The organism is Myxococcus hansupus (assembly GCF_000280925.3).
GTDB lineage: Bacteria > Myxococcota > Myxococcia > Myxococcales > Myxococcaceae > Myxococcus > Myxococcus hansupus.
In genome coordinates this window covers 7947381-7970720 of the sequence record NZ_CP012109.1, presented here as the reverse complement: position 1 = coordinate 7970720, position 23340 = coordinate 7947381, and the positions used below count along the sequence as shown (strand labels likewise).

At 70.2% G+C, this 23340-nt stretch carries 19 protein-coding genes; 13 read left to right on the top strand and 6 right to left on the bottom strand.

Annotated elements, in window-relative coordinates:
- Positions 1-116: 116 nt before the first annotated feature.
- The 4 genes from htpX to A176_RS31270 all read left to right on the top strand — a co-directional run bounded on the left by htpX (position 117) and on the right by A176_RS31270 (position 5786).
- Positions 117-1034, top strand: coding sequence for a protease HtpX (gene htpX / locus A176_RS31285; RefSeq protein ID WP_002636103.1), 918 nt, complete (start codon positions 117-119; stop codon positions 1032-1034).
- Between the two features lie 199 nt (positions 1035-1233).
- Positions 1234-2571, top strand: coding sequence for a porin (locus A176_RS31280; protein WP_002636102.1), 1338 nt, complete (start codon positions 1234-1236; stop codon positions 2569-2571).
- Between the two features lie 215 nt (positions 2572-2786).
- Complete coding sequence (locus A176_RS40925; protein ID WP_002636101.1) at positions 2787-4484, top strand: LysM peptidoglycan-binding domain-containing protein; 1698 nt, start codon at positions 2787-2789, stop codon at positions 4482-4484.
- A gap of 138 nt (positions 4485-4622) precedes the next feature.
- The gene (locus A176_RS31270; protein ID WP_002636100.1) at positions 4623-5786 is read left to right on the top strand and encodes an ATP-grasp domain-containing protein; all 1164 of its coding nucleotides are present in this window, start codon (positions 4623-4625) and stop codon (positions 5784-5786) included.
- 10 nt (positions 5787-5796) lie between these two features.
- Here A176_RS31270 and A176_RS31265 read toward each other — a convergent pair whose 3' ends face one another.
- Together A176_RS31265 and A176_RS31260 are read right to left on the bottom strand one after the other, a co-directional pair.
- Complete coding sequence (locus A176_RS31265; protein WP_002636099.1) at positions 5797-6369, bottom strand: DUF2378 family protein; 573 nt, start codon at positions 6367-6369, stop codon at positions 5797-5799.
- 10 nt (positions 6370-6379) lie between these two features.
- Positions 6380-7153: an alpha/beta hydrolase gene (locus A176_RS31260; protein ID WP_002636098.1), complete on the bottom strand. Its 774-nt coding sequence runs from the start codon at positions 7151-7153 to the stop codon at positions 6380-6382.
- Between the two features lie 104 nt (positions 7154-7257).
- Between A176_RS31260 and A176_RS31255 the strand changes: the two genes are divergently transcribed.
- The 6 genes from A176_RS31255 to A176_RS31230 all read left to right on the top strand — a co-directional run bounded on the left by A176_RS31255 (position 7258) and on the right by A176_RS31230 (position 15346).
- Entirely contained in the window at positions 7258-7449 is a 192-nt protein-coding gene (locus A176_RS31255; RefSeq protein WP_002636097.1) for a hypothetical protein, read from the top strand.
- A gap of 83 nt (positions 7450-7532) precedes the next feature.
- The gene (locus tag A176_RS31250) at positions 7533-9659 is read left to right on the top strand and encodes a hypothetical protein (RefSeq protein WP_044890352.1); all 2127 of its coding nucleotides are present in this window, start codon (positions 7533-7535) and stop codon (positions 9657-9659) included.
- A gap of 5 nt (positions 9660-9664) precedes the next feature.
- On the top strand, positions 9665-11497 hold the full coding sequence (locus A176_RS31245; RefSeq protein ID WP_226994430.1) for a lamin tail domain-containing protein: 1833 nt from the start codon (positions 9665-9667) through the stop codon (positions 11495-11497).
- Positions 11485-11988 (top strand): thermonuclease family protein, encoded by a 504-nt coding sequence (locus A176_RS31240; RefSeq protein WP_044890353.1) that lies wholly within the window; start codon positions 11485-11487, stop codon positions 11986-11988. Before A176_RS31245 ends, A176_RS31240 begins: the two co-directional genes overlap by 13 nt.
- 211 nt (positions 11989-12199) lie before the next feature.
- Complete coding sequence (locus A176_RS31235; RefSeq protein ID WP_002636093.1) at positions 12200-14473, top strand: sensor histidine kinase; 2274 nt, start codon at positions 12200-12202, stop codon at positions 14471-14473.
- 39 nt (positions 14474-14512) lie between these two features.
- Complete coding sequence (locus A176_RS31230) at positions 14513-15346, top strand: hypothetical protein (protein ID WP_002636092.1); 834 nt, start codon at positions 14513-14515, stop codon at positions 15344-15346.
- Positions 15347-15378: 32 nt separating this feature from the next.
- Here A176_RS31230 and A176_RS31225 read toward each other — a convergent pair whose 3' ends face one another.
- From A176_RS31225 to A176_RS31210, 4 genes are all read right to left on the bottom strand, one after another.
- A complete protein-coding gene (locus tag A176_RS31225) occupies positions 15379-16341 on the bottom strand; it encodes a TerC/Alx family metal homeostasis membrane protein (protein WP_002636091.1) in 963 nt (320 codons plus the stop codon).
- Positions 16342-16472: 131 nt separating this feature from the next.
- Entirely contained in the window at positions 16473-17411 is a 939-nt protein-coding gene (locus tag A176_RS31220) for a TonB family protein (RefSeq protein WP_002636090.1), read from the bottom strand.
- A 123-nt stretch (positions 17412-17534) separates the two neighbouring features.
- The gene (locus A176_RS31215; RefSeq protein ID WP_021781361.1) at positions 17535-18149 is read right to left on the bottom strand and encodes a DUF938 domain-containing protein; all 615 of its coding nucleotides are present in this window, start codon (positions 18147-18149) and stop codon (positions 17535-17537) included.
- A gap of 92 nt (positions 18150-18241) precedes the next feature.
- Positions 18242-19297 (bottom strand): ATPase, T2SS/T4P/T4SS family, encoded by a 1056-nt coding sequence (locus tag A176_RS31210; protein WP_002636088.1) that lies wholly within the window; start codon positions 19295-19297, stop codon positions 18242-18244.
- 78 nt (positions 19298-19375) lie between these two features.
- Between A176_RS31210 and A176_RS31205 the strand changes: the two genes are divergently transcribed.
- The 3 genes from A176_RS31205 (at position 19376) to A176_RS31195 (ending at position 23339) form a co-directional block, all read left to right on the top strand.
- Entirely contained in the window at positions 19376-21055 is a 1680-nt protein-coding gene (locus A176_RS31205; protein WP_002636087.1) for a carbohydrate-binding protein, read from the top strand.
- A gap of 397 nt (positions 21056-21452) precedes the next feature.
- A complete protein-coding gene (gene infC / locus A176_RS31200) occupies positions 21453-22205 on the top strand; it encodes a translation initiation factor IF-3 (protein WP_082282862.1) in 753 nt (250 codons plus the stop codon).
- Positions 22206-22448: 243 nt separating this feature from the next.
- Entirely contained in the window at positions 22449-23339 is an 891-nt protein-coding gene (locus A176_RS31195; RefSeq protein WP_002636085.1) for a DUF2135 domain-containing protein, read from the top strand.
- The last annotated feature ends 1 nt before the right edge of the window (position 23340 follow it).

Sequence of the window (23340 nt, the reverse complement as noted above, 5' to 3'; positions counted from 1 at the left end):
GCGGCCTCCTGGGAGGCTGTTCTAGTCCCAATGGGACAAGAAGCGGCCGGCGGAGCTTGCATTCGCCTCGCGCTGCTGAATGTTGTCCCCAAGGTTTTTTCTAGGGAGAGAGGGCCATGAAGGGAAGCTTCGCGAAGCGCATCACCTTGTTCGTCCTGACCAACCTCGCGGTGGTCGCGATGCTGGCCATCGTCGGGCGGATCATCGGGGTGGAGAACCTGATGGTCCGTCAGGGCGTGAACCTGAACCTGCCAGGGCTGCTCATCATGGCGGCGGTGATGGGCTTCGGCGGTTCCATCATCTCGCTGCTCCTGTCCAAGCCCATGGCGAAGTGGAGCACCGGGGCGCAGGTCATCCAGCAGCCGCGCTCGGAGGCCGAGCAGTGGCTCTTGGAGACGGTGCGCCGGCTCGCGCGGGACGCGGGCATCGGCATGCCGGACGTGGCCATCTACGACAGCCCGGACATGAACGCCTTCGCCACGGGCGCCAACCGCAACAGCGCCCTGGTGGCGGTGTCCACCGGCCTGCTCCACGGCATGCGCCGGGACGAGGTGGAGGCCGTGCTCGGCCATGAGGTGGCCCACGTGGCCAACGGTGACATGGTGACGCTCACCCTGCTGCAGGGCGTGCTCAACACCTTCGTCATCTTCCTGAGCCGCGTGGTGGGCTTCTTCGTGGACCGCTTCCTCAGCCGCTCCGAGGACGGCGAGGAGAGCGGCGGCACGGGGCCGGCCTACTTCATCACCAGCCTGGTGCTCCAAATCGTGTTTGGCATTGGCGCCAGCATCATCGTGGCCTGGTACAGCCGCCGCCGGGAGTTCCGCGCGGACGACGGCGGGGCGCAGTTGGTGGACCCCTCAGCCATGGCGCGAGCCCTGGACCGGCTGCGCATGCAGCAGGGCGAGCCGGCCATGCTGCCGTCCAACATGCAGGCGTTCGGCATTCGCGGTGGCGGGATGATGGCGCTCTTCTCCAGCCACCCCCCGCTCGAGCTGCGCATCCAGCGGCTGGTGGACGGGAGCTGGAAGCGCTGAAGTTCGTGAAGGGCGCGGCCCGACACATGTCACGAACGGGTGACGTGTGTTGGGCCGTTGGGTGACACGGTCGTGCAGCCTGTGACGGTGGGGCAACAACAGGGTCCGTTGCGTTGCGGCCCTGCATCCCGTCTTGTAACGGGAGCGCAACTTCGACCCCGGACGCGCCTTCGCGCGCCGTCGGCAGGTTCGCGCCTTCATGTCCTCCACCGCATCGTTCCGTGTTGCTCTCCAGGCTCTGCTGTCCGGTACCGCGCTGCTGCTGTCCCCGTTGGCGCACGCGCAACAAGACGAAGCCGTGCCCCCAGCCCCCGGTGAGGCCGCATCGCCCGAAGCGCCGGCGCCCGAGCCCGTTCCTGAGCCCGCCCGGCCGGAGAAGCCCGAGCCGTCCGCGCCTCCCGAGAAGAAGGAGCAGGCCTGGTACGAGCGCATCCGCATCCGGGGCTACACGCAGTTCCGCTACAACCGGCTCCCCAGCTTCCGGGTGAATGACGCGCTCATCAACGACCAGGGCGACCGCTTCCTCGGCAAGGACAATGGCTTTGGCATCCGCCGGGCGCGCGTCATCTTGTTTGGCGACGTCCATGACCGGGTGTCCATCTACCTCCAGCCGGACTTCGCCTCGGTCATCGGGGACCAGTACCACGTCACCATCATGCGGGACTGGTACGCGGACATCTTCCTGGACGCGAAGAAGGAGTTCCGTCTGCGCGTGGGCCAGTCGAAGGTGCCGTTCGGCTTCGAGAACCTCCAGTCCAGCCAGAACCGTCTCGCGCTGGACCGCAACGACGCCATCAACAGCGCGCTCAAGGATGAGCGGGATTTGGGCGTCTTCTTCTACTGGGCGCCCGACACCATCCGGCAGCGCTTCAAGTTCCTCGTCGACAGCGGCCTGAAGGGCTCGGGCGACTACGGCGTGGTGGGCTTTGGCGTCTACAATGGCCAGACGGCCAACCGCGCCGAGCGCAATGACACGCCCCATGGTGTCGTGCGTGTCACGTGGCCCTTCCTGTTCGGCTCGCAGTTCGTCGAAGCGGGCGTGGGCGGGTACTACGGCCGCTTCAATCTCAGCGCCTCCCCTCGGGACGGTGCGCCCTATGCGCTCGCCCGGGGCGATGACCAGGTGGATGCGCGGGCCATCGTCAGCCTGACCATCTACCCGCAGCCGCTGGGCTTCCAGGCCGAGTACAACCTGGGCCGAGGTCCCTCGCTGGGCGAGGGGCCCGTCGATGGCCTGCTCATCGACAGTCGGCGGCTCCGGGGCGGCTATGCCCAGCTCATGTACAAGCTGGACGGAGTGGTGGGCGTGTCCCTCATCCCCTACATCCGCGGCACCATCTACGAAGGCGGCAAGAAGTTCGAGACCAACGCGCCGCGCTACGACGTGCGCGAGGTGGAGCTGGGCGCCGAGTGGCAGATCAACAAGGCGCTCGAGCTGACGGGCGCCTATCTCATCGCGGACCGGACCTCGTCGCGCTACCCCTACATCCAGCAACAGGGCCACGTGACGCGGGTGCAGCTTCAGGTCAATTATTGACCCACCTGTGACGCAAGTTTGCGATTGCAACGCTTGCGTCACAGAACCCAGTGGGGTGTCTGAGTCTACCTCATTGTTGCGTTGCGTTATTTGGCGTTTGGGAATACTGGATTAAAACGCTGTTACTGTTGCTTTCGCGGCTTACGCAACTTTCAGAAATTGATCCGGAAAACCATGGAGGCGTCTGAATCAATCGCCCCCCCATGGAGCCGACAATGTCTGGCAGCAGCACCTCCTACCGAATTCGTCAGGGTGACACGCTCACCTCCATTGCGCGGCGCAACAACACCACCGTGGATGCCCTGGCTCGCGCCAACAACATCCGCGACCCGGACCGCATCATCACGGGCAAGACGCTCACCATCCCGGGTGCGCGCGACGGGTTCGATGCGGCGGCCAACGCCCCTCGCCCGATGCCGCGTCCGGAGGGCCTGCAGACGGGTGGGTCACAGCGGCGTGACAGCTTCGAGGCCGGCACCTCCCAGGCGGGCATGGCGCAGGGCGTCACGCCCGCGGGCACCGCGAGTGTCTCCGGTACCCAGAATGGCTATCGCAACATCGACCTGAATGCGTTCCGCCAGGGCGGGACCAACTCCGAGTCCGCCATTGTGATTGGCACCTCGGAAGGCAACCGCACGCCGAACGGCGGCTTCACGGCGAGCTACGGGGGCCACACGGACCCGGGTAATGCCAAGCACAACCGCGGTTCGTTCTCCTACCAGGGCACGGGCGCGAACTCGCCGGCGGAAGCGGACGCCCTCTGGAACCGTGAGCTGGGCCGGGTGACGCCGCAGTACCAGGCCGCCGCCCAGCGCGCGGGCCTGGACCCGAACAACGCGCTGCTGGCCTCCACCTTCTACGACCTGCACACGCAGTCACCTCGCGCGGCGCAGAACTTCATCAACCGCGAGCTGCCCCGCTTGGCGCAGGACCCCCGCGGCGTGACGCCCGAGGCGCTGGTCGACGCGCGTGTGAACGCGTTCCGCAACGACGCCGGCGAGCTGCGCGCTGCGGGCTTCGACCACAACGAGACGCGGCTGCGCGCCGACCAGACGCGGCGCGAGACGGCGCTGGTTCGCGCGCTGGACGCTCGGGGCTACCGCGACGGTGGCAACACCTCCGCGACGCCCGCCGAGGTCCCCATCCCGCGCCCGCGCCCGGAGAACCTGACGTCCGGCACCACGGCGCTGCCCGCCGAGGTCCCCATCCCGCGTCCGCGTCCGGAGAACCTGACGTCCGGCACCACGGCGCTGCCCGCCGAGGTCCCCATCCCGCGTCCGCGTCCGGAGAACCTGACGTCCGGCACGACGACGGCGGCCGAGAGCGCGACGCCCACGGACTTCAACGACACGGCGGTCATCGCGCCCGCGGGGGACCGCCCGGCGGTCCAGACGGGCGCGAAGTGGATCAGCCAGTACGACGGCTCGCAGGTGGAGCGCGCGGGTGACGTGGCGTGCTTCCGCGCGGTGCAGGCCATGGCCGCCCAGTCGGGCGTCACCGTGACGGGCCCGGGCAACCGCATCCAGGTGGCCACGGGTGACGCCACGGGCGGCGGCGTGACGGTGGACCGCGCGGCGGCGCAGCGGGGCCTGAACTACATCGACAGCCAGCTCGACGCGGGCAAGCCCGTGGGAGTGGGCGTCAACCACCGCCCGGGTCAGAACTCGGACAACGTGGACGGCATCACCGACCACTTCGTCCTCATCACCGGCCGCGGCGTGGACGAGCAGGGCCGCACCTACTACACGTTCCACGACCCCGCGACGAACCACCGCGACCGCGGCGCCGACACCAACCCGAACAACCGGTTCTACGTGGACCAGGACTCGGGCAAGATGTACCGCGAGGGCCCCACCACCGGTCCCGTCGCCCTGCGGCACTTCGAGGTGACGATGGTCCGGCCGAACGCCTGAGGCGTTCCGCTGGACGCTGGGAAGCCCTGATTCCAGGCAACCTCCGGCGGGCAGGAGTGTCTTTCCGCCCCCGGAGGTTCAGTCAGGAACTGGGCGCGGGCGCGCGGCGCGATATGGTCGCCCGTGTCCCGAGGAGCCATGAACTTCGTCTTCATCTCCCCCCACTTTCCTCCGCATTACTTCCATTTCATCTCCGCGCTCCGGGAGCGGGGCGTCACCGTGCTGGGCATTGGCGACGCGTCCTACGAGTCGCTCCGCCCCGAGCTGCGTGAGTCCCTGCGGGAATACTTCTTCGTCCCCAGCCTGACGGATGAAGACGCGCTCACCCGCGCGATGGGCTACCTCACCTGGCGGCACGGCCGCGTCCACCGCATCGACTCGCTCAACGAGTCCTGGCTGGAGGTGGAGGCGCGGCTGCGCCAGGACTTCAACGTGCCGGGCCTGCAGCCCGAGGACATCCACCGGCTGCGCTCCAAGTCCGGCATGGCGGAGGTGTTCCATGCCGCGGGCGTGCCGCACCCGGACCTCATCCGTGTCCGTGATGCCGCCCAGGTGAAGGCGTTCGCCGCGCGCGTGGGCTACCCGATGGTGCTCAAGCCGGACGTGGGCGTGGGCGCCGCCAACACCTTCAAGGTGGCCAGCGACGCGGAGGTGGACGCGGCCCTGGCCCATCCGCTGCCCACCACGTACGTGGCGCAGCCCTTCGTGCGCGGCACCATCGTCACCTACGACGGCATCGTGGACCGGCATGGCGTCATCGTCTTCAACCTCAGTCACGAGTACAGCGACGGAGGCATGGAGACGGTGGTGGAGCAGCGGGACATCTCCTTCTGGAGCCACACGGAGATTCCCCCCGCGCTGGACGTGCTGGGGCGCCAGGTGGTGGCCGCGTTCGGCCTGCGCGAGCGCTGGTTCCACCTGGAGTTCTTCCGTCTGCCGGATGGCCGCTTCATGGTGCTGGAGGCCAACCTGCGCCCGCCCGGCGGCTTCATGGTCGACATGATGAACTACACGTGCGACATCGACGTGTACCGGCTCTGGGCGCGCGTGGTGACGGGAGACCCGGTGGCGGACTTTCGCTACACGCCGCGCTACCACGTCTGTCACAGCGCGCGCCGCAAGTCCCGCCGCTACGCGCACTCCCACGCGGACGTGGAGAAGAAGCTGGGCACCGCGTTCATCCTCCACCGCGAGCTGCCGGCCATCTACCACAGCCTCCTGGGCGAGGAGATGTACCTCACCCGCCACACGGACATGGACGCGCTGCGCGACACGGTGCGCTTCATCCAGGCCAAGACGTAGCGGCGGGGGCTCAGCGCTCCGTCCAGGTGATCAGGTACGTGGTGCTGTCGGCCGCCACGTGGGTGCGTGACACGCGAGGCGCCTCCGCGCCGCCCAGGCGCAGCAGCGATTCGAAGAGCGACTCCGCGTAGCCGGGCGCGTCCAGCACCGAGTTCATCCGCATGGTGAAGGTCGTGGGCCCCTGCTCGAGGAGCTCCACCTCCGTGTAGTTGTCGGTGGCGCGCAGCGTCTGGGGCAGCCGCTGCACCAGGCGCCGGGGACCGAGCAGCCGCATGACGCCGTACACCGCGCGGCCCACCAGGGTGCGCCCGTAGCCCTCGATGTGGCGCTCGGCGAGCTGGCGGAAGGCGTCTTCCCGGGACAGTCCGGGGAAGGACTCCTCGACGATGACGTTCAGGCACTGCATCCACAGCGGCACCGGGTAGGCCGGCAGCAGCGGCCGATCCAAGTCGATGCCCGCCTGCCGCAGCCGGTGCTTGAGGCGCGGCGAGACGCGGCCTCGCAGCCCGTGTTCCAGCAGGCCCTCCACCACCTGGACGTAGACGAGCCGCTGCGCGAGGGGCACCGCCGCGCGGGTTTTCATCCTGCGCGCCTCACCCCAGCAGCCAGTGCATGGCGGTGGGGAGCCTGCGCTGCCAGTCCCGCTCGTGGTGTTCGCCGTGCGGGTCCAGCACCAGCGCCAGCTCGTGGTCCGCGTAGCCCAGCCGCTGGAGGTGCTCGTAGAAGGCGCGCGTGGATTCGCCGTAGTAGACGGGCACGCCGCTGGCGTCCGTGTACTCGTGCGCGCCCGCGTCCAGGTAGATGCGCGTCCAACGGCGGCTGTGGGCGGCCCACGCGTCGAAGAGCTGGCTGGCGCCCCACGTCACGGTGGGCGACAGCGCGCCGATGCGGCCGAACACGTCCGGATAGCGGCAGCCGAGGTAGAGCGAAATCAGCCCGCCCAGCGACGAGCCCATGGCCCCCGTCCACTCGGAACCCGGACGGGTGCGGTACGTGCGGTCCACCAGCGGCTTGAGGTGCTCCACCAGGAACTGGCCGTAGGCCGCGCCGCGCGCCTGCATCCGCATGCGGGGCTCGCCCCAGGGCGAATAGTCGTGCACCCGGCCCGCGCCCGAGTCCACCGCGACGATGATCCACGGCTCCAGGCGCCCTTCGTCCACGCCGTGCTCCAGCGCGACGTTGGCGCACCACGTGTCGAAGAGCGCGGATTCGGGGTGGGCGAAGACGTTCTGCCCGTCGTGCATGTAGAGCACCGGGAACCGGTGGTCCGGCCGCGCATCGTATGCATGAGGGGTGTAGACGCGCACGGTGCGCGCGAAGCCCTCCTGGGGGGAGGGGAAGTCTCGGACGATGTGGACGTGGCCCATGGAACCGAGGGGCAGCATAGCTGGCCCCGCGCGTGCACACGCCGGACGATTGCCGCGCGGGACTCCCACTCGGCATGAAAAGCAGGTTATTCTGGAGTCCCCTCATGGAGCTGGAACATCCGCATCTGGCGGTCCTGCTGCTCACCATCGAGTCCGACCTGCGCGAAGCGCGAGCGGCCTTGGATGGCAGTGAGGAGTCGCGCCTGCGCTACGAAGCCGCGCAGAGCCGTGCGGAGGCCGCGTACTTCCTCGCGTGGGATTTGCTCGAGGTGGACCCGAGGTTGGGCCGCGCCTGAGCCGCGCACCGCCCGCGTCCAGGCCCTGGACGGCCGGCCCGCGTCGCGGACGGTGAAGGAAAAGGGCGCCCTTGTAGGGAATCGTGGTCTCGGATGTGCACTGGGCGCACGGCGTGCGTCAGGTGCTCGGAGTGGGATGGTGGTTGGGGTGGTGGCTGGCGTGGGCGTCGCCCGTGCACGCCGCGCCGTATGAAGTGGAGCCCGAGGCGGCGGGCGCGCAGGACCTGCTCGCGTTGGTGGAGGAGGGAGCCATCTCCGCCGAGACGCTCTCCGCGCTGCTCGCCCTGCGGCGCACGGGCGTGGACCCGGGACTGGCGACGCGCGCCACGCTGTATGCGCTGCCGGGGCTGACCTACTCGGACGTGGACGCGGTGCTGCGGACGCGGGGCGAAGGCAGCGCGGTGGGGGGACGGCTGACGGGCACCGCGTCACGGCGGCTCGCGCCGTTTCTCGACACGCGGAGGTCCGGCGGGTTGTCGGGCGACGCGCGGTGGATGATGGCGTTCTCGGCCTCGGATGGACTGCCACCGCCCCTGGCCCTGCAGGTGCGCGCGGGAGGCGTGGCGAACCTTCGCGTGGGGCTGCTGGCCACGCTCGCGCGGCGGAGCCTGGGACCCTTGCGGCGGGACGCGCGGCGGCGGGCCTTCGTGGTGGAGGCGCCCGGGACGAAGGTGCAGCTCCCCAAGGTGTATGTGCAGTGGACGGGTGAGCGCGCCACGGTGCTGGCGGGCGCGTATCGGCTGGGCTTCGGGCAGCGGCTCACGTTGGACACCACGGCGCTGCCTTCTCCAGACGGCTTCCTTCCCGATGATGGCGTGCGGCCGCCCTCGGGGTTGGAGCGAGAGTGCCTCGTCAGCGGTGACGGCTGCGAGCCCGAAGCGCGCCTGTCCGACGTCACGCCGGACTTTCGCTGGGACGAGAGCTTCCGGGGCGTGGCGGGCACGGTGCGAGGTCCGGTGGGGCACGACGCGACGCTCTCACTCACGGGCTTCGCGTCGTACCAGTCCCGGGCGTTGCCTCGGCATGCCGTGCTGGACCGCTCGCTGTGCCCGTCACCGGGCGCGCGGGGCGGGTGCAAGGCGCCAGACGTCTGGGTATCGCTGCCCGGCCGGCGCGAGGAGAAGCTTTCGGCGCGGACACTTCCCGGTGCCTTTCATGAGTGGGCGGGCGGGGGCAACGCGACGCTGTCATCGTCGTCGCGGAGCCACGTGGGCGTGACGGGCTGGGCGGCCAGGCCCGTGTGGGGGCAGGACGGCGCCCCCCTCGATTTCCAACCCAACGCTCGCTATCCGGCGGGCGGCGCCTTCGGTGCGCTGGGGCTCGACGCCGCGTGGGGACGGGGCGCGCTGGACCTCTTCGTCGAGGGCACCCGGAGCTTCGACGCCGCGCCCGGTGGCGGTGGCGGCCTGGGCGTGTTGCAGCGCACCGTGCTCTCCGGGGAGGCCCGCGAGCTGGAGCTGTCACTCCGTTACTACGGGCGGGGCTTCGCCAATCCCTACAGCGGCGCGCCTTCGGGGCCGGATGCCCTGGAGGGGCTGCGCGTGCGCAACGAGCTGGGCGCCCGGGTGCGCTTTCTCCAGCGGGAGGAGGGCGCGTGGCGGCTGCGGGGGCAGGTGGATGCGTGGATGCTGCCCGCGGATGGGGCGGTGCCGGGGAGCGCGGGCACGCTCCATGCGCGAGCCTCCGCGCGCGGAGACCTGCTCGCGTGGCCTCGCTTCCAGCCCTCGCTCCAAGTGGAGCTGCGTGACAGCGGCGTGGGTGGGACGGGCGCGTGCACGGAGGAGACCGCGCTGGAGCCGGACGTGGCGAGTCTGTGCGCCAGCGCGCGGCAGGGCGTCATCGCTCGCGTGCGCTCGGACGTCGTGGAGGGCTTGTCGGTCGCGCTCCAGTACGGACACGCGCGCGTGCGGACGCCCGAGGCGCGAGCGTTCCGACACGACGCGCTGGCCGTGTTCGACGTGCGCTTTCAGCCTGTGTCCGCGCTGAGGCTGCACGGGCGCGTGGTGTGGAAGGACGAGGACCTCTCCGAGCGCAGCCGCCTCCGGCAGGAGCTGCGGGCCGCGCTCGATGCGACCTGGGCGGTGTCGCGCGTCATGTCGGCGCGCGCCCGGTACGCGTGGGTGAAGGACCTCAAGGATGCCAGCGTGGCGCGCGTTCCTCCGGACCCGCCGCGCCACCTCTTCCAACTGGAGTGGGAGACACGCTTTTGAAGGCGATGAACGCGAGGGGGCAGGTCGACATGGTGGGGTGGAGCAAATGGGCGTCTTGGGCGTTGGTGTTGGGGCTGGCGGGCGCGTGGGCCTGTGGAGGCACCTCGCTGGAGGACGGAGCGGACGTGGCGTGCTCGGGACTGTTACCGGGTGACCTGGTCATCACCGAGTTCCTCAACGACCCGGTGGGGACGGACACGGGCCAGGAGTACGTGGAGCTGCACAACCCCACGCGCCTCGCGGTGGACCTGCACGGGCTGACGCTCTACGCGTCCCGCTCGGACGGTTCGCAGGAGCGCGCCTATCTGTTCACCGAGTCCCTGACGGTGGAGCCCAACGGTTACGTGGTGCTGGGCGATGTGCGGGAGGGACCGGTGCCCGCGCACGTGGACCACGCGTATGGCGACGGCCTGGGGGCCCTGGGGAATTCGGCGGGCCGGTTGGGCGTGCGGTGCGGTGAGCGCTTGCTGGATGAGGTCCAGCTCTCCGCGCCCGCGAAGAGCGGTGTGTCCCGAATCTACGACGGCCGGTGGGTGCCGGACGTGGCGGGCAATGATGATCTGGCGCGTTGGTGCGACACGCCAGACGCGGGGGAAACAGGGCCATTCCGAGGCAGTCCCGGTGCCGCGAACGCACCGTGTGGCCCGGTGGGGGATGGAGGGGTCTCCCTGGATGCGGGGAGCGAGGATTCATGCATGGCCGGTGGTGAGGGTGGAACGAGGCCGGTGGTGCGTCCTCGGCCCGGTGAGCTGGTCATCACTGAGGTGATGGCCAACCCCAAGGGCGACGACACGGTGGGGGAATGGGTGGAGTTGCTGGCCACGGCGCCCGTGGACCTCAACGGGGTGACACTGGTGGCGGAGGCGGGCGCAGCGGCCTTGTCGGGACCAGGGTGCCTGTCGCTGGCCGCGGGTGAGTACGCGGTGGTGGCCCGTCGCTCCGACGCGGCGCTCAACGGTGGACTGCCACCGCCCGTGGCGACCTTTGGCATGGACCTGCGCAACGCGGGTGGACGGCTCCAGGTGCGCGTGGGGACGGAGGTGGTGGACTCGGTCGACTACGGCCCCGCCGTGGATGGCGTGGCCACGCAGGTGTCCGCGCCGCTCGCGGACGCCGTTCGCAACGACGCGCTGTCGGCGTGGTGTCCGGCCGTCGCGCCCTACGGCACGCGCGGCAACCTGGGAACACCGGGCCGGGCGAACCGCGTCTGCGGCGAGGACGGGCTGGACGCGGGGGCGGGTGACGCGGGCACGCCGGATGCTGGCGCGGACGCGGGGACGGGCGTTCCGGAGTGTATCGACCGGACCACGGGCCGGGCCCGTGCGCGGAGGACGCCCACGGTGGGCTCGGTCGTCCTCACCGAGTTCATGGCGGACCCCAGCGCCGTGGCCGACGCCACGGGGGAATGGGTCGAGGTGCTCGCGCTGCGCGACGTGGACCTCAATGGCGTTTCGCTCTCCAACGAGAGCGGGAGCCAGTCCACGTTCGACTCGGCGCTGTGTCTGGCCGTGCGGGCGGGAGGCCGGGCCGTGCTGGCGCGCAGCGAGGATTCGAGCCGCAACGGCGGTCTTCCCGCGGTGCTGAGCACCTTCTCCTTCAACCTCGCCAACACCGCCGGCGACCGGAAGCTCCAACTCTCGGTGGCCGAGCGCGTCCTCGACGTCGTGACGTGGACCAGCGCGGCGGTGCCGGGTGTGTCGTCGCAGCTCGACCCCAGCCGCAGCGACCCACAGCGGAACGACTGGCCCGGGAGTTTCTGTCCCACGCCACCGTCGGCGCGGTACGGCCGCGGCGACCGGGGCACGCCGGGAGGGGAGAACCGCCCATGCGCGCTCTGAGGAAGGCGAGAAGCTGGATGGCGTGCGCCGCGCTGGCGGGCCTGCTCGGTGCTTGTGGGGGCGATGCGGGGGCGTCGTGCGGGCCCACCTCGGCGCGGGTGGTGGAGGTGCTGGACGGGGACACCGTCATCTTGGAGGGCGGTGAGCGCGTCCGGTATCTGCTGGCGGACACCCCGGAGCGCACGGGGGCGGGAGGCGACTGCTTTGGCCCGGAGGCGTATGCCTTCAACCGGGGACTCGTCGAGGGCAGGCGGGTGACGCTCGCATACGGCGAGGCGTGTGAGGACCGCTTCGGCCGGCTGCTCGCATACGTGTCCGTGGACGGGCGGGAGGTGAACACGCTGTTGGTGGAGCGGGGGCATGCCTGCGTCCTCCATGTGCCTCCCGCGGGACGTTCTCGGCGCGCCGAGTTCGAATCCCTGGAGGCACGGGCCCGCCTGGAGGGGCGGGGCATCTGGGGCGCGTGCGCGCCAGTGCCCTGCCAGCGATGAGTCGCCTGACGAACGAGGCGTTGGCGCGGCAGGCCCTTCCGCGAGGCAACACCCGAGCCAAGGTTGTAGACGGGCAGCCCGGTCCAGTCCTGGGGTGTATCCCAGTGGTAACATCCACGCTCATCCCGCTTCGCCTGAAGAGGCGGGCGTACCTGGCCGGGGGGCTGGTGATGGACAGGCCCGCGCAGTCTCCGACCACGAAGGCGCTCGCATGAGTCCACGCAGTCCGCCACCGCGCACGCTCCCGGACCTGCTCGAGGCCCTTCGGGAGGAGATTGCCCTGCGCTGGCGGGTGGGCGTGGGCTCCGTGCTCGGGGCGCTGGTGCCTCCAGAGCGAGAGCACCCGGTGGGGATGCGGAAGCTGGTGGCCGAGCTGGGCGCGGTGTTGCGGACCGAATCCGCGGAGACCCGGCTGGCGCATGCCCGCGCCCTGGGCCGGGAGCATGGGCGGGAGCGCTATCTGGCGGGCTTCAGCATGCGCGCGCTGGTGCTCGAATACGGGGCGCTGCGAAGCGCCATCTTCGACACGCTGGAGGCGGAGGGATGGACCCCTGGACTGGCGGAGCTGCGCGCCTTGAACCAGGTGTTGGACATCGGGCTCGAGGAGGCGGTGGGGCAGTCCTCCCTGGAGGACGAGCGCGCGCCGGGCGCCTGGCTGCATGGGCTGCTCGACCATGCGCCGACGGTGGTCTACGCGAAGGACACGGCGGGCCGGTATCTGTACGTGAACCACGGCTTCGAAAAGGCGTCCGGCCTGCTCCGGCGCGACGTGGTGGGCCGCACGGACCACGAGCTGTTCAGCGCGGAGGTGGCCGAAATCTTCTCCGGCAATGACAGGCAGGTCCTGGTCACCGGCAAGCAGTTCACCACCGACGAACACGTGTCACTGCACGACGGCGTGCACGTGTTCCAGACGCTCAAGTTCCCCCTGCCGGATGCGCAGGGCCGGGTCATGGGCGTGTGTGGCTTCTCCACGGACTCCACGGAGGCGAAGCGGCTGGAGCGCGAGCGGGATGAAGCCCGCGAGCATCTGCGCCGCATCGTCACGCAGTTGCCCGTCGTCCTCTGGGCCACGGACGCGCAGGGCGTCATCACCCTCTTCGAGGGCGAGCGGCTGAGCGCGCTGGGGCTGGAGCGAGGCGCGTACGTGGGGCGCTCCGCCTACGACGTATACCGGGACCGTCCGGACCTGCTGGCCGCCACGATGCGTGCCCAGGAGGGCGAGTCCTTCATCCTGGAAGTGGAGATGAGCGGGTCCTGGTTCATGACGGGCGTGTCTCCCGTCATCGGCCCGGACGGCAACGTGGTGAGCGTGGCGGGTGTGTCATTGGACATCTCCGAGCGGCGCCGCGCGGAAGAAGTGCTGCGCCAGTCGGAGATGCGTTACCGGCTGGCCACGTTGGCGACGAGCGACGTCATCTACGACTGGAACCTGGACACGGGGGACATCGAATGGAGTGAGCTGGCCGCCGTCCAGTTCCGGTTGACCGTCGAGGAGGCGGCGCTCAACGTCGACGGGTGGAGCGCCCGCATCCATCCGGAGGACCGGGAACGGGTGGCGCAAGACATCCAGATGGTCATCGACCAGGGTGCGGCGCATTGGACGGACGAGTACCGCTTCCTGCGGGGAGACGGGAGCTGGGCCGTCATCGCCGACCGGGGGCAGGTGGTGCGCGATGCCGACGGCCGCGCGGTGCGCATGGTGGGCGCCATGCAGGACATCTCCGAGCAGCGGGCCACCGAGCAGGAGGCGAAGCGGCGGGCGGAGTTCGAGCAGCTCCTCATCGGCATCGTCAGCCATGACCTGCGCAATCCCCTCTCCGCCATCAGCATGGCCGCCACCGCGCTGCTCCGGCGGGACGGTCAGGATGACCGGCAGCGCAAGGCGCTGGGCCGCATCCTCTCCAGCGCGGGGCGCGCCACGCGCATGCTCAGGGATTTGCTCGACTTCACCCAGGCCCGCCTGGGCGGTGGCATCCCCATGGAGTCCCAGTGGGTGGACCTGCACGTGCTGACGCGGCACGTGGTGGAGGAGGTCCGGCTCGCCCGGCCCGAACGGACGCTGGAGTTCGAGTGCCGGGGCGATGGATATGGCGCGTGGGACCCGGACCGGCTGGCGCAGGTCATCACCAACCTGGTCAACAACGCGCTCAGCTACAGCCCGGATGGCGGTGTCGTGTGCGTGCGCACGCGTGGCCTGCGCGACAGCGTCGTGCTGACCGTGCACAACCCCGGGCCACCCATTGACCCGGAGCTGCGGCCCCGCATGTTCGAGCCCATGAAGCGCCCCGAGCACAAGGGGCCTCGGGGTGGGCTGGGTTTGGGCCTCTTCATCGTGAAACACATTGTCGATGCGCACGGCGGCGCCATCCGCGTCCACTCCTCCGCGCATGACGGGACGACCTTCCTGGTTCGCCTGCCTCGGGGGACGCCGCCCCCCACCTCTGACGCCGAGGCCCTTGCTCCAGGAGACGAGCCCGGCTAGCACTGGGTCCGTGGTGACACGTCTTCCCTGGAGGGTTTCATGAAGAAGGTCCTCATCGGACTGGGCATCGGCTGTGGTGTCTTCGTCCTGGCGGGTATCGGCTTGCTGCTGGCGGGTGGCATCTGGGCCAAGAACACGTTCGGCGGCAGCTTCGAGGCCGTGCAGAAGATGCAGACGCAGGAGCAGGAGCTGCAGCAGCTCAACTCCAGCAACCCCTTCACGCCGCCGCCGGAGGGCCAGGTGCTGCCGCTCGACGAGAAGCGGCTGCTCGCCTACCTGTCGGTGCGTGAGGCCGCCCTGCCCGCGTTCAAGGACTTCGAGGTGAAGTCCAAGGAGTTCGAGGCGAAGCACGAGGGCGACGCGGAAGGGAAGGCGGGCTTCAACGCGGCCATGGACGCGGCGAACATGTTCATGGCGCTCATGGTGGACGTGCGCACCGCGTACATCGGCGCGCTCAAGACGCAGGGGATGTCGCCCGCTGAGTTCCAGAGCATCACCGGCACCGTCTACGCCTCCATGGTGGCGGACAGCACGGACCAAATTCGCGGCATGGCCGAGCAGGGCAAGAAGATGATGGCCACCCAGCTCGCGGAAGTGGACAAGCGGCTGGCGGGTGACTCGCTCACCGACGCGGAGCGCGCGCAGTTGGAGGAGTCACGGGCGCAGCTCCAGGACACGCTCGACTCGATTGAGGCGGACAGCGCGAACGACGAAGTGGAGCCGCTGTCCGAGGAGTCCAAGAAGGCGGCCACCGCCAACGTGGAGCTCCTGAAGAAGCACAAGGAGCGCGTGGAGCTGATGGCCAACGTGGCCTTCGACGGCTTCGTGCTGGGTGGCGCGGGCGCCCACGGGCAGGCCGTCGACGTGGACTGAGTCGTCGTGCGAGGTTTCCAGGGGCTCCTGGCTCATGCCTCCCGTTTCCGGGTGGTGTCGGGCCGGGAGGTCCCCTGGGCGCGTGCCTCCCGTCGCCGGGCGCGCTGGCTGGCCCACACGGCCGCGGTAATGAGCGCGACGATGATGACCACGGACGTCATGGGCGGGACGTGGAGCCAGGGCTCCAGCACCATCTTCAGCCCCGCGAACGCGAGCACGCCCGCCAATCCGTAGTGCAGGTAGCGCAGCTTGCCCACCGTGCCCGCGAGCACCAGGTAGAGCGCGCGCAGCCCCAGGATGGCGAAGGCGTTGGAGCTGTAGAGCACGAACGTCTGGTCGGTAATCGCGAAGGCCGCGGGCACCGAGTCCACCGCGAAGACGATGTCCGTCAGCTCCAGCCCCAGCAGGGCCAGCAGCAGCGGCGTGGCCACGCGCCGACCATCCGCGAGCCTGGCGATGAAGGACTTGCCGTGGAGTTGGTGCGTCACCGGCAGCCGCTTCGCGAGCCAGCGGACGGCCTTGTTGTCGGACTGCTCGGCGGGGTTCTCGCGCAGCACGCGCCAGGCGGTGAAGAGCAGGATGCCGCCGAAGACGTAGGACACCCAGCCCCAGCGCTCCATGGCCGCCGCGCCCAGGAAGATGAAGAGCGCGCGGAAGACGAGCGCTCCGAAGATGCCCAGGAAGAGCACCTGGTGCTGGACGCGCGTGGGGATGGCCAGGCTGCGAAAGATGACGAGGAAGACGAAGACGTTGTCCAGGCTGAGGCTCTTCTCGATGAAGTAGGCCGCCAGGTATTCCTGCGCGGCCCGCGCCCCCAGCACCCGCCAGATGAGGACGTCGAAGAGCAACCCCGCGGCAATCCAGACGCCGCTCCAGACAATGGCGGCGCGGTGGGACTCGCCATGCCGCCCGCGATGGGCGAGCAGGTCCACCGCGAGCAGCACCAACACCGTGGCCCAGAAGGCCATCCACATCCACGGCGGCACGTTCGGCATCGCTTGGTGAACCTATGCATGCCTGCGTGCAAGCGTTCTCCCGGGCACGGCTGGCGGCGCACGGCCCGGGTCGCCACCTGGGGGCCCTCCGGGCGCCTGCTTGTTCGCACGCTGCCGTGAAGGGGCGGGCTTCATTCCAGGTGGAAGTTGAATGGCAGCTCGACGGTGACCCTGCCGCCGAGCGCGGGCGGCGGTGGTGGGAAGGGCGCGGCCTTGCGCACGGCGTCCAGCGCGGCATCACACAGGATGGAGTGCGGGCAGGCGCCCACCACGCCGAGGTCCACGAGCTGGCCTTGCACGCCCACGGAGATGCGCAGCACGAACTGGCCTTCGAGCCCCGCCATCCGGGCTTGATGCGGGTAGGGCAGGTCCTCGAAGCGGTCGCGGAACATCTGTTCGAACGCGCGGCGGTCCGCGTCCGCCGTGTCGTCCGGGGACACCTCGGGAGGAGCCTCCACGAGCAGCCCCGGGACGCCAGGGCCGAGCGAGCGCTGGACGGCGCCCGCGACGGAACGTCCCGCCAGGCTGCCCTCGATGTCTGAAGCAGGGCCCGCGGGCGGCGCGGCGGACAGGGGCTCTGCGAGCGTGGGCGCGCCGGGCCCGGAGGCTGGCATGTTCGGCGCGGGCACGGGCTCGTGCCGCGTGAGCGGGGGCGCTTGGGGGCGGGGTTCGGGCGGGACACGCGGGGGCGTGGGGGCTCGGAAGGGTCGGGGCCTGCGCGCGGCGCGAAGCCGGGAGGGTTGCTTGGGGGCCGTGGTGGTGTCCGGCGTGGCGACCGCGGCGGAGGTGTCCGACGAGGGCGGCGTGGTGGTGGCCGGAGCGGACCGCGCGCGCGGCGTCGTCAGTCGGAGCACGAGGACCTCGCCGTGCGTCGCCTCGCCCTCCATGCGTCGCGGCACGCCGCGCCAGAGGGTGGCCACGCCGAAGAGCATGGCGGCGTGGAGCCCCACGGCCACGAGGACCAGGCTGAAGAGCCGCTTGCGGCCTGGAGGCGCTGCCGCATGAGGCTGGGCGACCGAGGTGAACAGCGGCGTCTCGGGCGTGCGCGTTTCTGTTTCATCCTCCGGCATGGTGCCCCCTTCCCCATCGCGCCACCCGTGGGGTTAGTGGCGTGCGGCGCGCGCGTGAAGCGGGCGGGGGGGCTCGGGCGTGTGCGGCGGTCCTCACTCCGCCCGAGGGGTGTTGGCGCCGTCTCAGTGCGGTGCGACCGAGGGGCGGGCTTTACGGAAGACCACGGTGAGGTTGTTGCTGGGCATGTCCACCACGCGCTCGCGCTCCAGTCCGTGCCGCGCGGCCTCGGCGGTGACGGCCTCCAGCGTGCGCACGCCCCACGCCGGATTCCTGTCGCGGAGCGAGGCGTCGAACTCGAGGTTGCTCGGCGCCGTCTCGCGGCCCTCGACGAAGTAGGGGCCATACATGACGAGCAGGCCGCCGGGCGGGAGCACTCGGCCCGCGCCGCGCATCAGTCCCTCGCAGGCGGACCAGGGGCTGATGTGAATCATGTTCACGTTGAGGATGGCGTCCGCGCGAGTCTCGGGCCAGGACTCGGCGCTCGCGTCCAGCCGGCGGGGTGGCAGCAGGTTGGGCAGGGCCTCCGCTTCACGCCAGGCCTCGATGCTCTCCAAGGCGTCGGCATCCATGTCGGTGGGTTGCCAGGTGAGGTGGGGCAGCGCGCGAGAGAACCACACCGCGTGTTGCCCGGTGCCGCTGGCGATTTCCAACACCGTGCCGGAGGCGGGGAGGACCTCGCGAAGGACGGCGAGGAGGGGTTCGCGATTGCGTTCCGTGGCGGGGGCATGACGCTTCATGCCCCTGGGTTTCGCACATCCTCCGTGCTTCGTGTGCGTCAGCGCGCGGAGCCCCCGCGCCACCTGCTCGCCGCGTGACACCCGCGCGTGGCTCAGTCGGGCTTCCACCGCTCCAGGTGGTCCGCGTTGTCCTGGGCCACGCGGTACAGCGCCATGGACCGTTCGCCAGACGCCGCGTCCACGCTGTGGTGGACGAAGAGCGGCGCCACGGGAATGCCAGGGAGCGCGGCGCGCACCCGCTGGAGCGCGGCTTCGGGCGTCGTGGCTTCGAGCACGCCCACCGCTCCGTGCCCCGTCAGCGCCGAGTTGATGAGCAGTTTCATCGCGTCATCGGAGCGGACCTCGTCCGCGAACACCAGGTCCGGGTCTTGCCGGAGGAAGGCGCGGAGCGTGCCGGGCATCGCCGTCTCGCCGTCGGGGCGGGTGATGCCGATGCGGATGTCGGAGGCACGCGGCGCCTCCAGCGCGGCCAGTCCCCGCACGTCGTCGGGCAGGGCCTCGATGGCCGCGTGCAACGACGTGGTCCGGCCCGAGCCTCGCGCTCCGGTGAACAGCACCATCTGTCCCTGGAGCAGGGTGTCGAGCTTCAAGAAGCGCTCGGACAGGAAGCGGGCTTCCTCGGCGGACAGTGGCAGCGAGGAGAGCGGAGGGAACGCGTCGCGCACCCGTGAGTCCCGCGCCACGGAGATGACCCACGGCCCCAGCGTCCCCGGCTGGAAGACGACCCGGAACTCCAGCTCCGGGGAGGCGGCGTCCAAGGGGACGTTCACGCTGCCTCGGTTGGGGCGGAGGGCATCGGCGCCGCGTTTCGCGAGCGCCGCCATCGCGTCGGTGAGCGGCCCATGCAGCGACACGTCCACAGGGTGTCGCACCGCGCGCTGCTCGCCGCCGAGCAGCCCCGTTGGGTTCGGCGCTTCGGGGACGTCATAGAAGAGGCTGATGCCCGCGCCGTCCTGTCCGTCATCCAGCGTGTCGGCCCACACGGAGAACCGCGTGGCCCGTGTCTGCGCCGCGATGGAATAGAGCGCTCGCGCGGCTTCATCGAAAGTTTGCACCGAGGGCGGCGCGGCGACGGGGAGGGACTCCCGGTTCAGCGTGTCGAGCAGTCCTGCAATCACGGCGGCGATGGGCGAGGAGGGCGAACTCATGGTGTAACTCCGATGCGGGTACCGCCCACTCTCTCACGGGAAGTCCACCGAAGCGCTCACTGCCTCAGGAGTTGGTCCATGCACCGACGCGCCGCCGCTTTCGTCCTCCTCGCTCTCGTGGCCACGGCGTGTTCGGGGGACCCTGATGACGGGCCTTCGGACAGCGGCACCTCGCCGGACGCGGGCAGCTCGGACGCGGGCCTGACGGATGCGGGGACGGGGGACGCGGGGACCTCGGCGTGCGAGCCCTTTGGCCGCTTCGGACCGCCCGGAAACACCTTCACGCTCCCCGGCCCCAACGCGAATGGCGAGCTGTACGTCCCGGACGTGCAGGCGCGCTTCCCGGACGTGGACTGGAGCACGCTGGACCGGTTGTACGTCGCCGCTGGCCACTACACGCTCATCAACCTGGGCAACCTGCCGCAGCGCAGCGCGTCCCGGCCGCTGGTCATCACCAACAGCGGGGGACAGGTCCTCATGCGGCCCCGGCCGGGCAGCACGCAGGGCTACATCTGGTCCATGGGCGGCGGCTCCCACTGGGTGCTCACCGGCCGCTACGACCCGGAGTCAGGCACTGGCCACGCGGACTTCCCCGGCCACCGCTGCGGCGCCTATGCCTCATCGCGCGAGCGCTACGGCTTCTTGAGCGACGACGCGTTCCTCAGCGAAGGCCACATGGGGCTGGGCATCGGCGGCGCGCACAGCTTCGAGGTGGAGTTCATCGAAATCACCCGCGCGGGCTTCGCGGGCCTGCGCATCAACCGGTCGGGCTCGGGCGGCACCGTGCCGCCGCTCAACGACATCCGGCTGCACGACCTCTACATCCACGACACCGCCAGCGAGGGCATCTACTTCGGCTCCACCCAGGGCGCGCCCACGCCGCTGGGCTCGGGCCTCAAGGTCTACAACAACCGGTTGGTGCGGACCGGCACGGAGGCGCTCCAGCTCCAGAACCTGGGTGACGGCGCCGAAGTCCACCACAACGTCATCGCCTACGGCGCCCTGGACTGGCGGGCCGCCTTCCAGCAGTACCAGGACCACAACGCCCAGGCGCAGGTGCGCGGTGGCCACATCCGCTTCCATCACAACGTCTTCCTGGGCGGCGCCGCGGCGCTGCTGAACTTCTTCGTGGGCGCGGAGTCCGGGGATGCTCCGCTGAACGTCGAGTTCACCGACAACTACTTCGCGGACACCCTCAGCCTGGGGCTCTACGTGGGCGGCACCGCCGCGAACACGGACCGGCTGACCTGGGAGCGCAACGCGTTCCGGGGGCTCGACTTCGGCTACGCGGAGGTCTACCCGACCGCGACGGACCCCGGCGTCATCTTCGGGTTCGGGAACGCCATCCGCTCGCCCGTGACGCTGACGGACAACCGCTGGGAGGGCGGACGCCGGCTCGTTCACGGGCTGACCGGGGGGACGGGCACCTCGGGCGTGGTGACGGCCACGGGCAACGTGAATGGCGCGGTGGCGCCGCTCGCGTTCGTGGACACCGGATTGCCGGCGGGCACGCCCACCCGGGCGCTGGAGATGTGGACGGACCGGGCCACCCGGGCGCCCGGCTCACCGCTGGTGACCTATGCGGCCGGACGCCTGGTGATGTACGACGGGCAGCTCTACCGGGCCCGGGTGTCCAACACGAACAAGGTGCCGCCGGAGAGCCCGTCCGACTGGGAGCGTCTGCCGCCTCCCGTGGATGACCTGCGCACCGCCCCCGGAACCGAGTGGGCGGAACGGAGCGTGGGCCTGCTGCCCTGACGCGGGGTCCGGGTAGGGGGATGGGCGGGCCGGACGTTCCTGTCCGTCCGGTGTGTTTTCCACCCGGCAATTCCCGGCCCTGGGGGGCGGAGCCCGGGGGCGCCCGGGCGTGGCCCCTGGGGGGTACATTGGGGGCATGGTTCCACGGCAGGTGGACGGCTCGGGCGTTATCTCTGGCGTTACCGTCTCCCAAAGAGGAAAGTTCACCCAGGGCTCCCCTTTCTACCGGGCGAGCGGGCACTGGGATGCACTCCTGGGTCCGCGGGTTACACTGCCAGGCCTGGGTCCCTAGCAGGGCGGGGCGCTTCACATGTGTGTACGGTCCCTTGTTGTCACGGACCTGCCTGCCACACCTTTGGGTGGGCAGGCCTGAAACCCAATTCGGAGGAGAGTCACCATCATTCGCGAACAGAGAAGCAACCGCGGCGGGAGCCGCGACCAGAGAACCAACCGTCGTATCCGTGCCCGTGAGGTCCGCGTCGTCGGGTCTGACGGTAGCCAGCTCGGGGTCATGCCTCTCGAGGCGGCCCTGGATCGCGCTCGTACCGAGGGGCTCGACCTCGTCGAAATCAGCCCCATGGCCAGTCCACCGGTCTGCAAGATCATGGACTACGGCAAGTTCAAGTACGAGGAGAAGAAGAAGGCCTCGGAAGCGAAGCGTGCCCAGGTCACGGTCCTGCTCAAGGAAGTGAAGCTCCGTCCGAAGACGGAAGAGCACGACTACGAGTTCAAGGTCCGCAACACCCGCCGGTTCATCGAGGACGGGAACAAGGCGAAGGTCGTCATCCAGTTCCGCGGGCGTGAAATCACGCACAAGGAGCAGGGCACGGCCATCCTCGACGACGTGGCCAAGGACCTGAAGGACGTGGCCGTCGTGGAGCAGATGCCCCGGATGGAAGGGCGTCTGATGTTCATGATCCTCGCGCCCACGCCGAAGGTGGCGCAGAAGGCCCGCGAGCTGGTTCGCCAGGCCGCCACCGCCGCCAAGCGGACGCCTCCGCCGGGAGCCCCGGGCGCTGGCAAGCCGGCGGGTGCCAGCGGTGGCGCCGACGAGAAGGCCGAAGCCAAGGCCGACGAGAAGGCCGAGGAGAAGACGGAAGCGCAGGCCGCGCCGGCTCCAGCCGAGGCGCAGAGCCCGACGGCCTCCTGAGGGATGCCGCCGACACGCGGTGGGTCGCCCCCCACCGCGTGCGGCGCCTCTCAGGAAATGGGAAAGCGCGGCTGGAGCACCACGGGCAGGCGGCCAGGCGTGGCTTTTCGCCCACACGTCCGGCCCCGTCGTGGGGTGTTCGCCCGCCCAGCCGGCTGGCAGGCGACTTGAAAAGGAGGGCAGTGCTGCCGCAGTCTGTCCGCCCGCGAACGCTCGCGGACCTCCTTTCTTCAAGGACGCGTGATGCTGCCTGTCCTCCTCGCCGTGCTGCTGTCGCAGTCGCCCGCGGCCAATCCCCGCCAGCAGGGTGTGCCCATTGGCAAGGGCCAGACGATGCCCACCGTCACGCTGTCCGCGCCTTCGGGCGGTTGGACGGTGGACCGGATGATGCTCATCGAGGGCACCGTCAGCGACACCACCATCGACCCCATCGTGGTGTCCATCAACGGTGACCGTTACCTGATGCGCACGTACCGCGGGCGCTTCAGCCGCAAGTTCCCGGCGGCCAGCGGGAAGAACATCGTCACGGTGATGGCCACCAATCAGGCCGGCACCGCGCGCGCGCAGGCCACCAGCTACGCGCAGATTCCGCCGGTGCCCTTCAAGGTCGTCCTCACCAGCGACACCGACGGCGTCTACACCGACCTGCACCTCTACGAGCCCACCGCGGAGAGCGCCGTGGGGGACGCGCTCGACGTGCAGAAGATGGCGCACGTCTACTGGGCCGACACCGCGAGCCCCTCCGGCGGCACGTTCTTCCTCAACTCGCAGGGCGGTGACTTCGACCAGCCCGCGTACGGCCCCTACCTCTACATCCACCGCGCGCCGCCCAAGGGCGTGTACCTGGTGGCCACGAACTACTGGCCCAGCGGCGACAAGGCCCACACGGTGGCCACGCTGAACCTGGCGCTCTTCGAGGGCACGCCCAACGAGGTGCGCCGCATGGTGCGCATCCCCCTGGCCACGCCGGGCACGACGCGCGTGCTGGCCTGGGTGAACATGCTCGGCAACGGTCAGGCGGAGGTGTACGTGCCCTCGCAGGACCCGAAGCCGAAGCACGCGGCCTGGCCGACGAATCTGGACGCGGCCCTCAAGGAGCTCCAGTCCGGCGGTGGCGGCGAGGGCGAGTACTGAC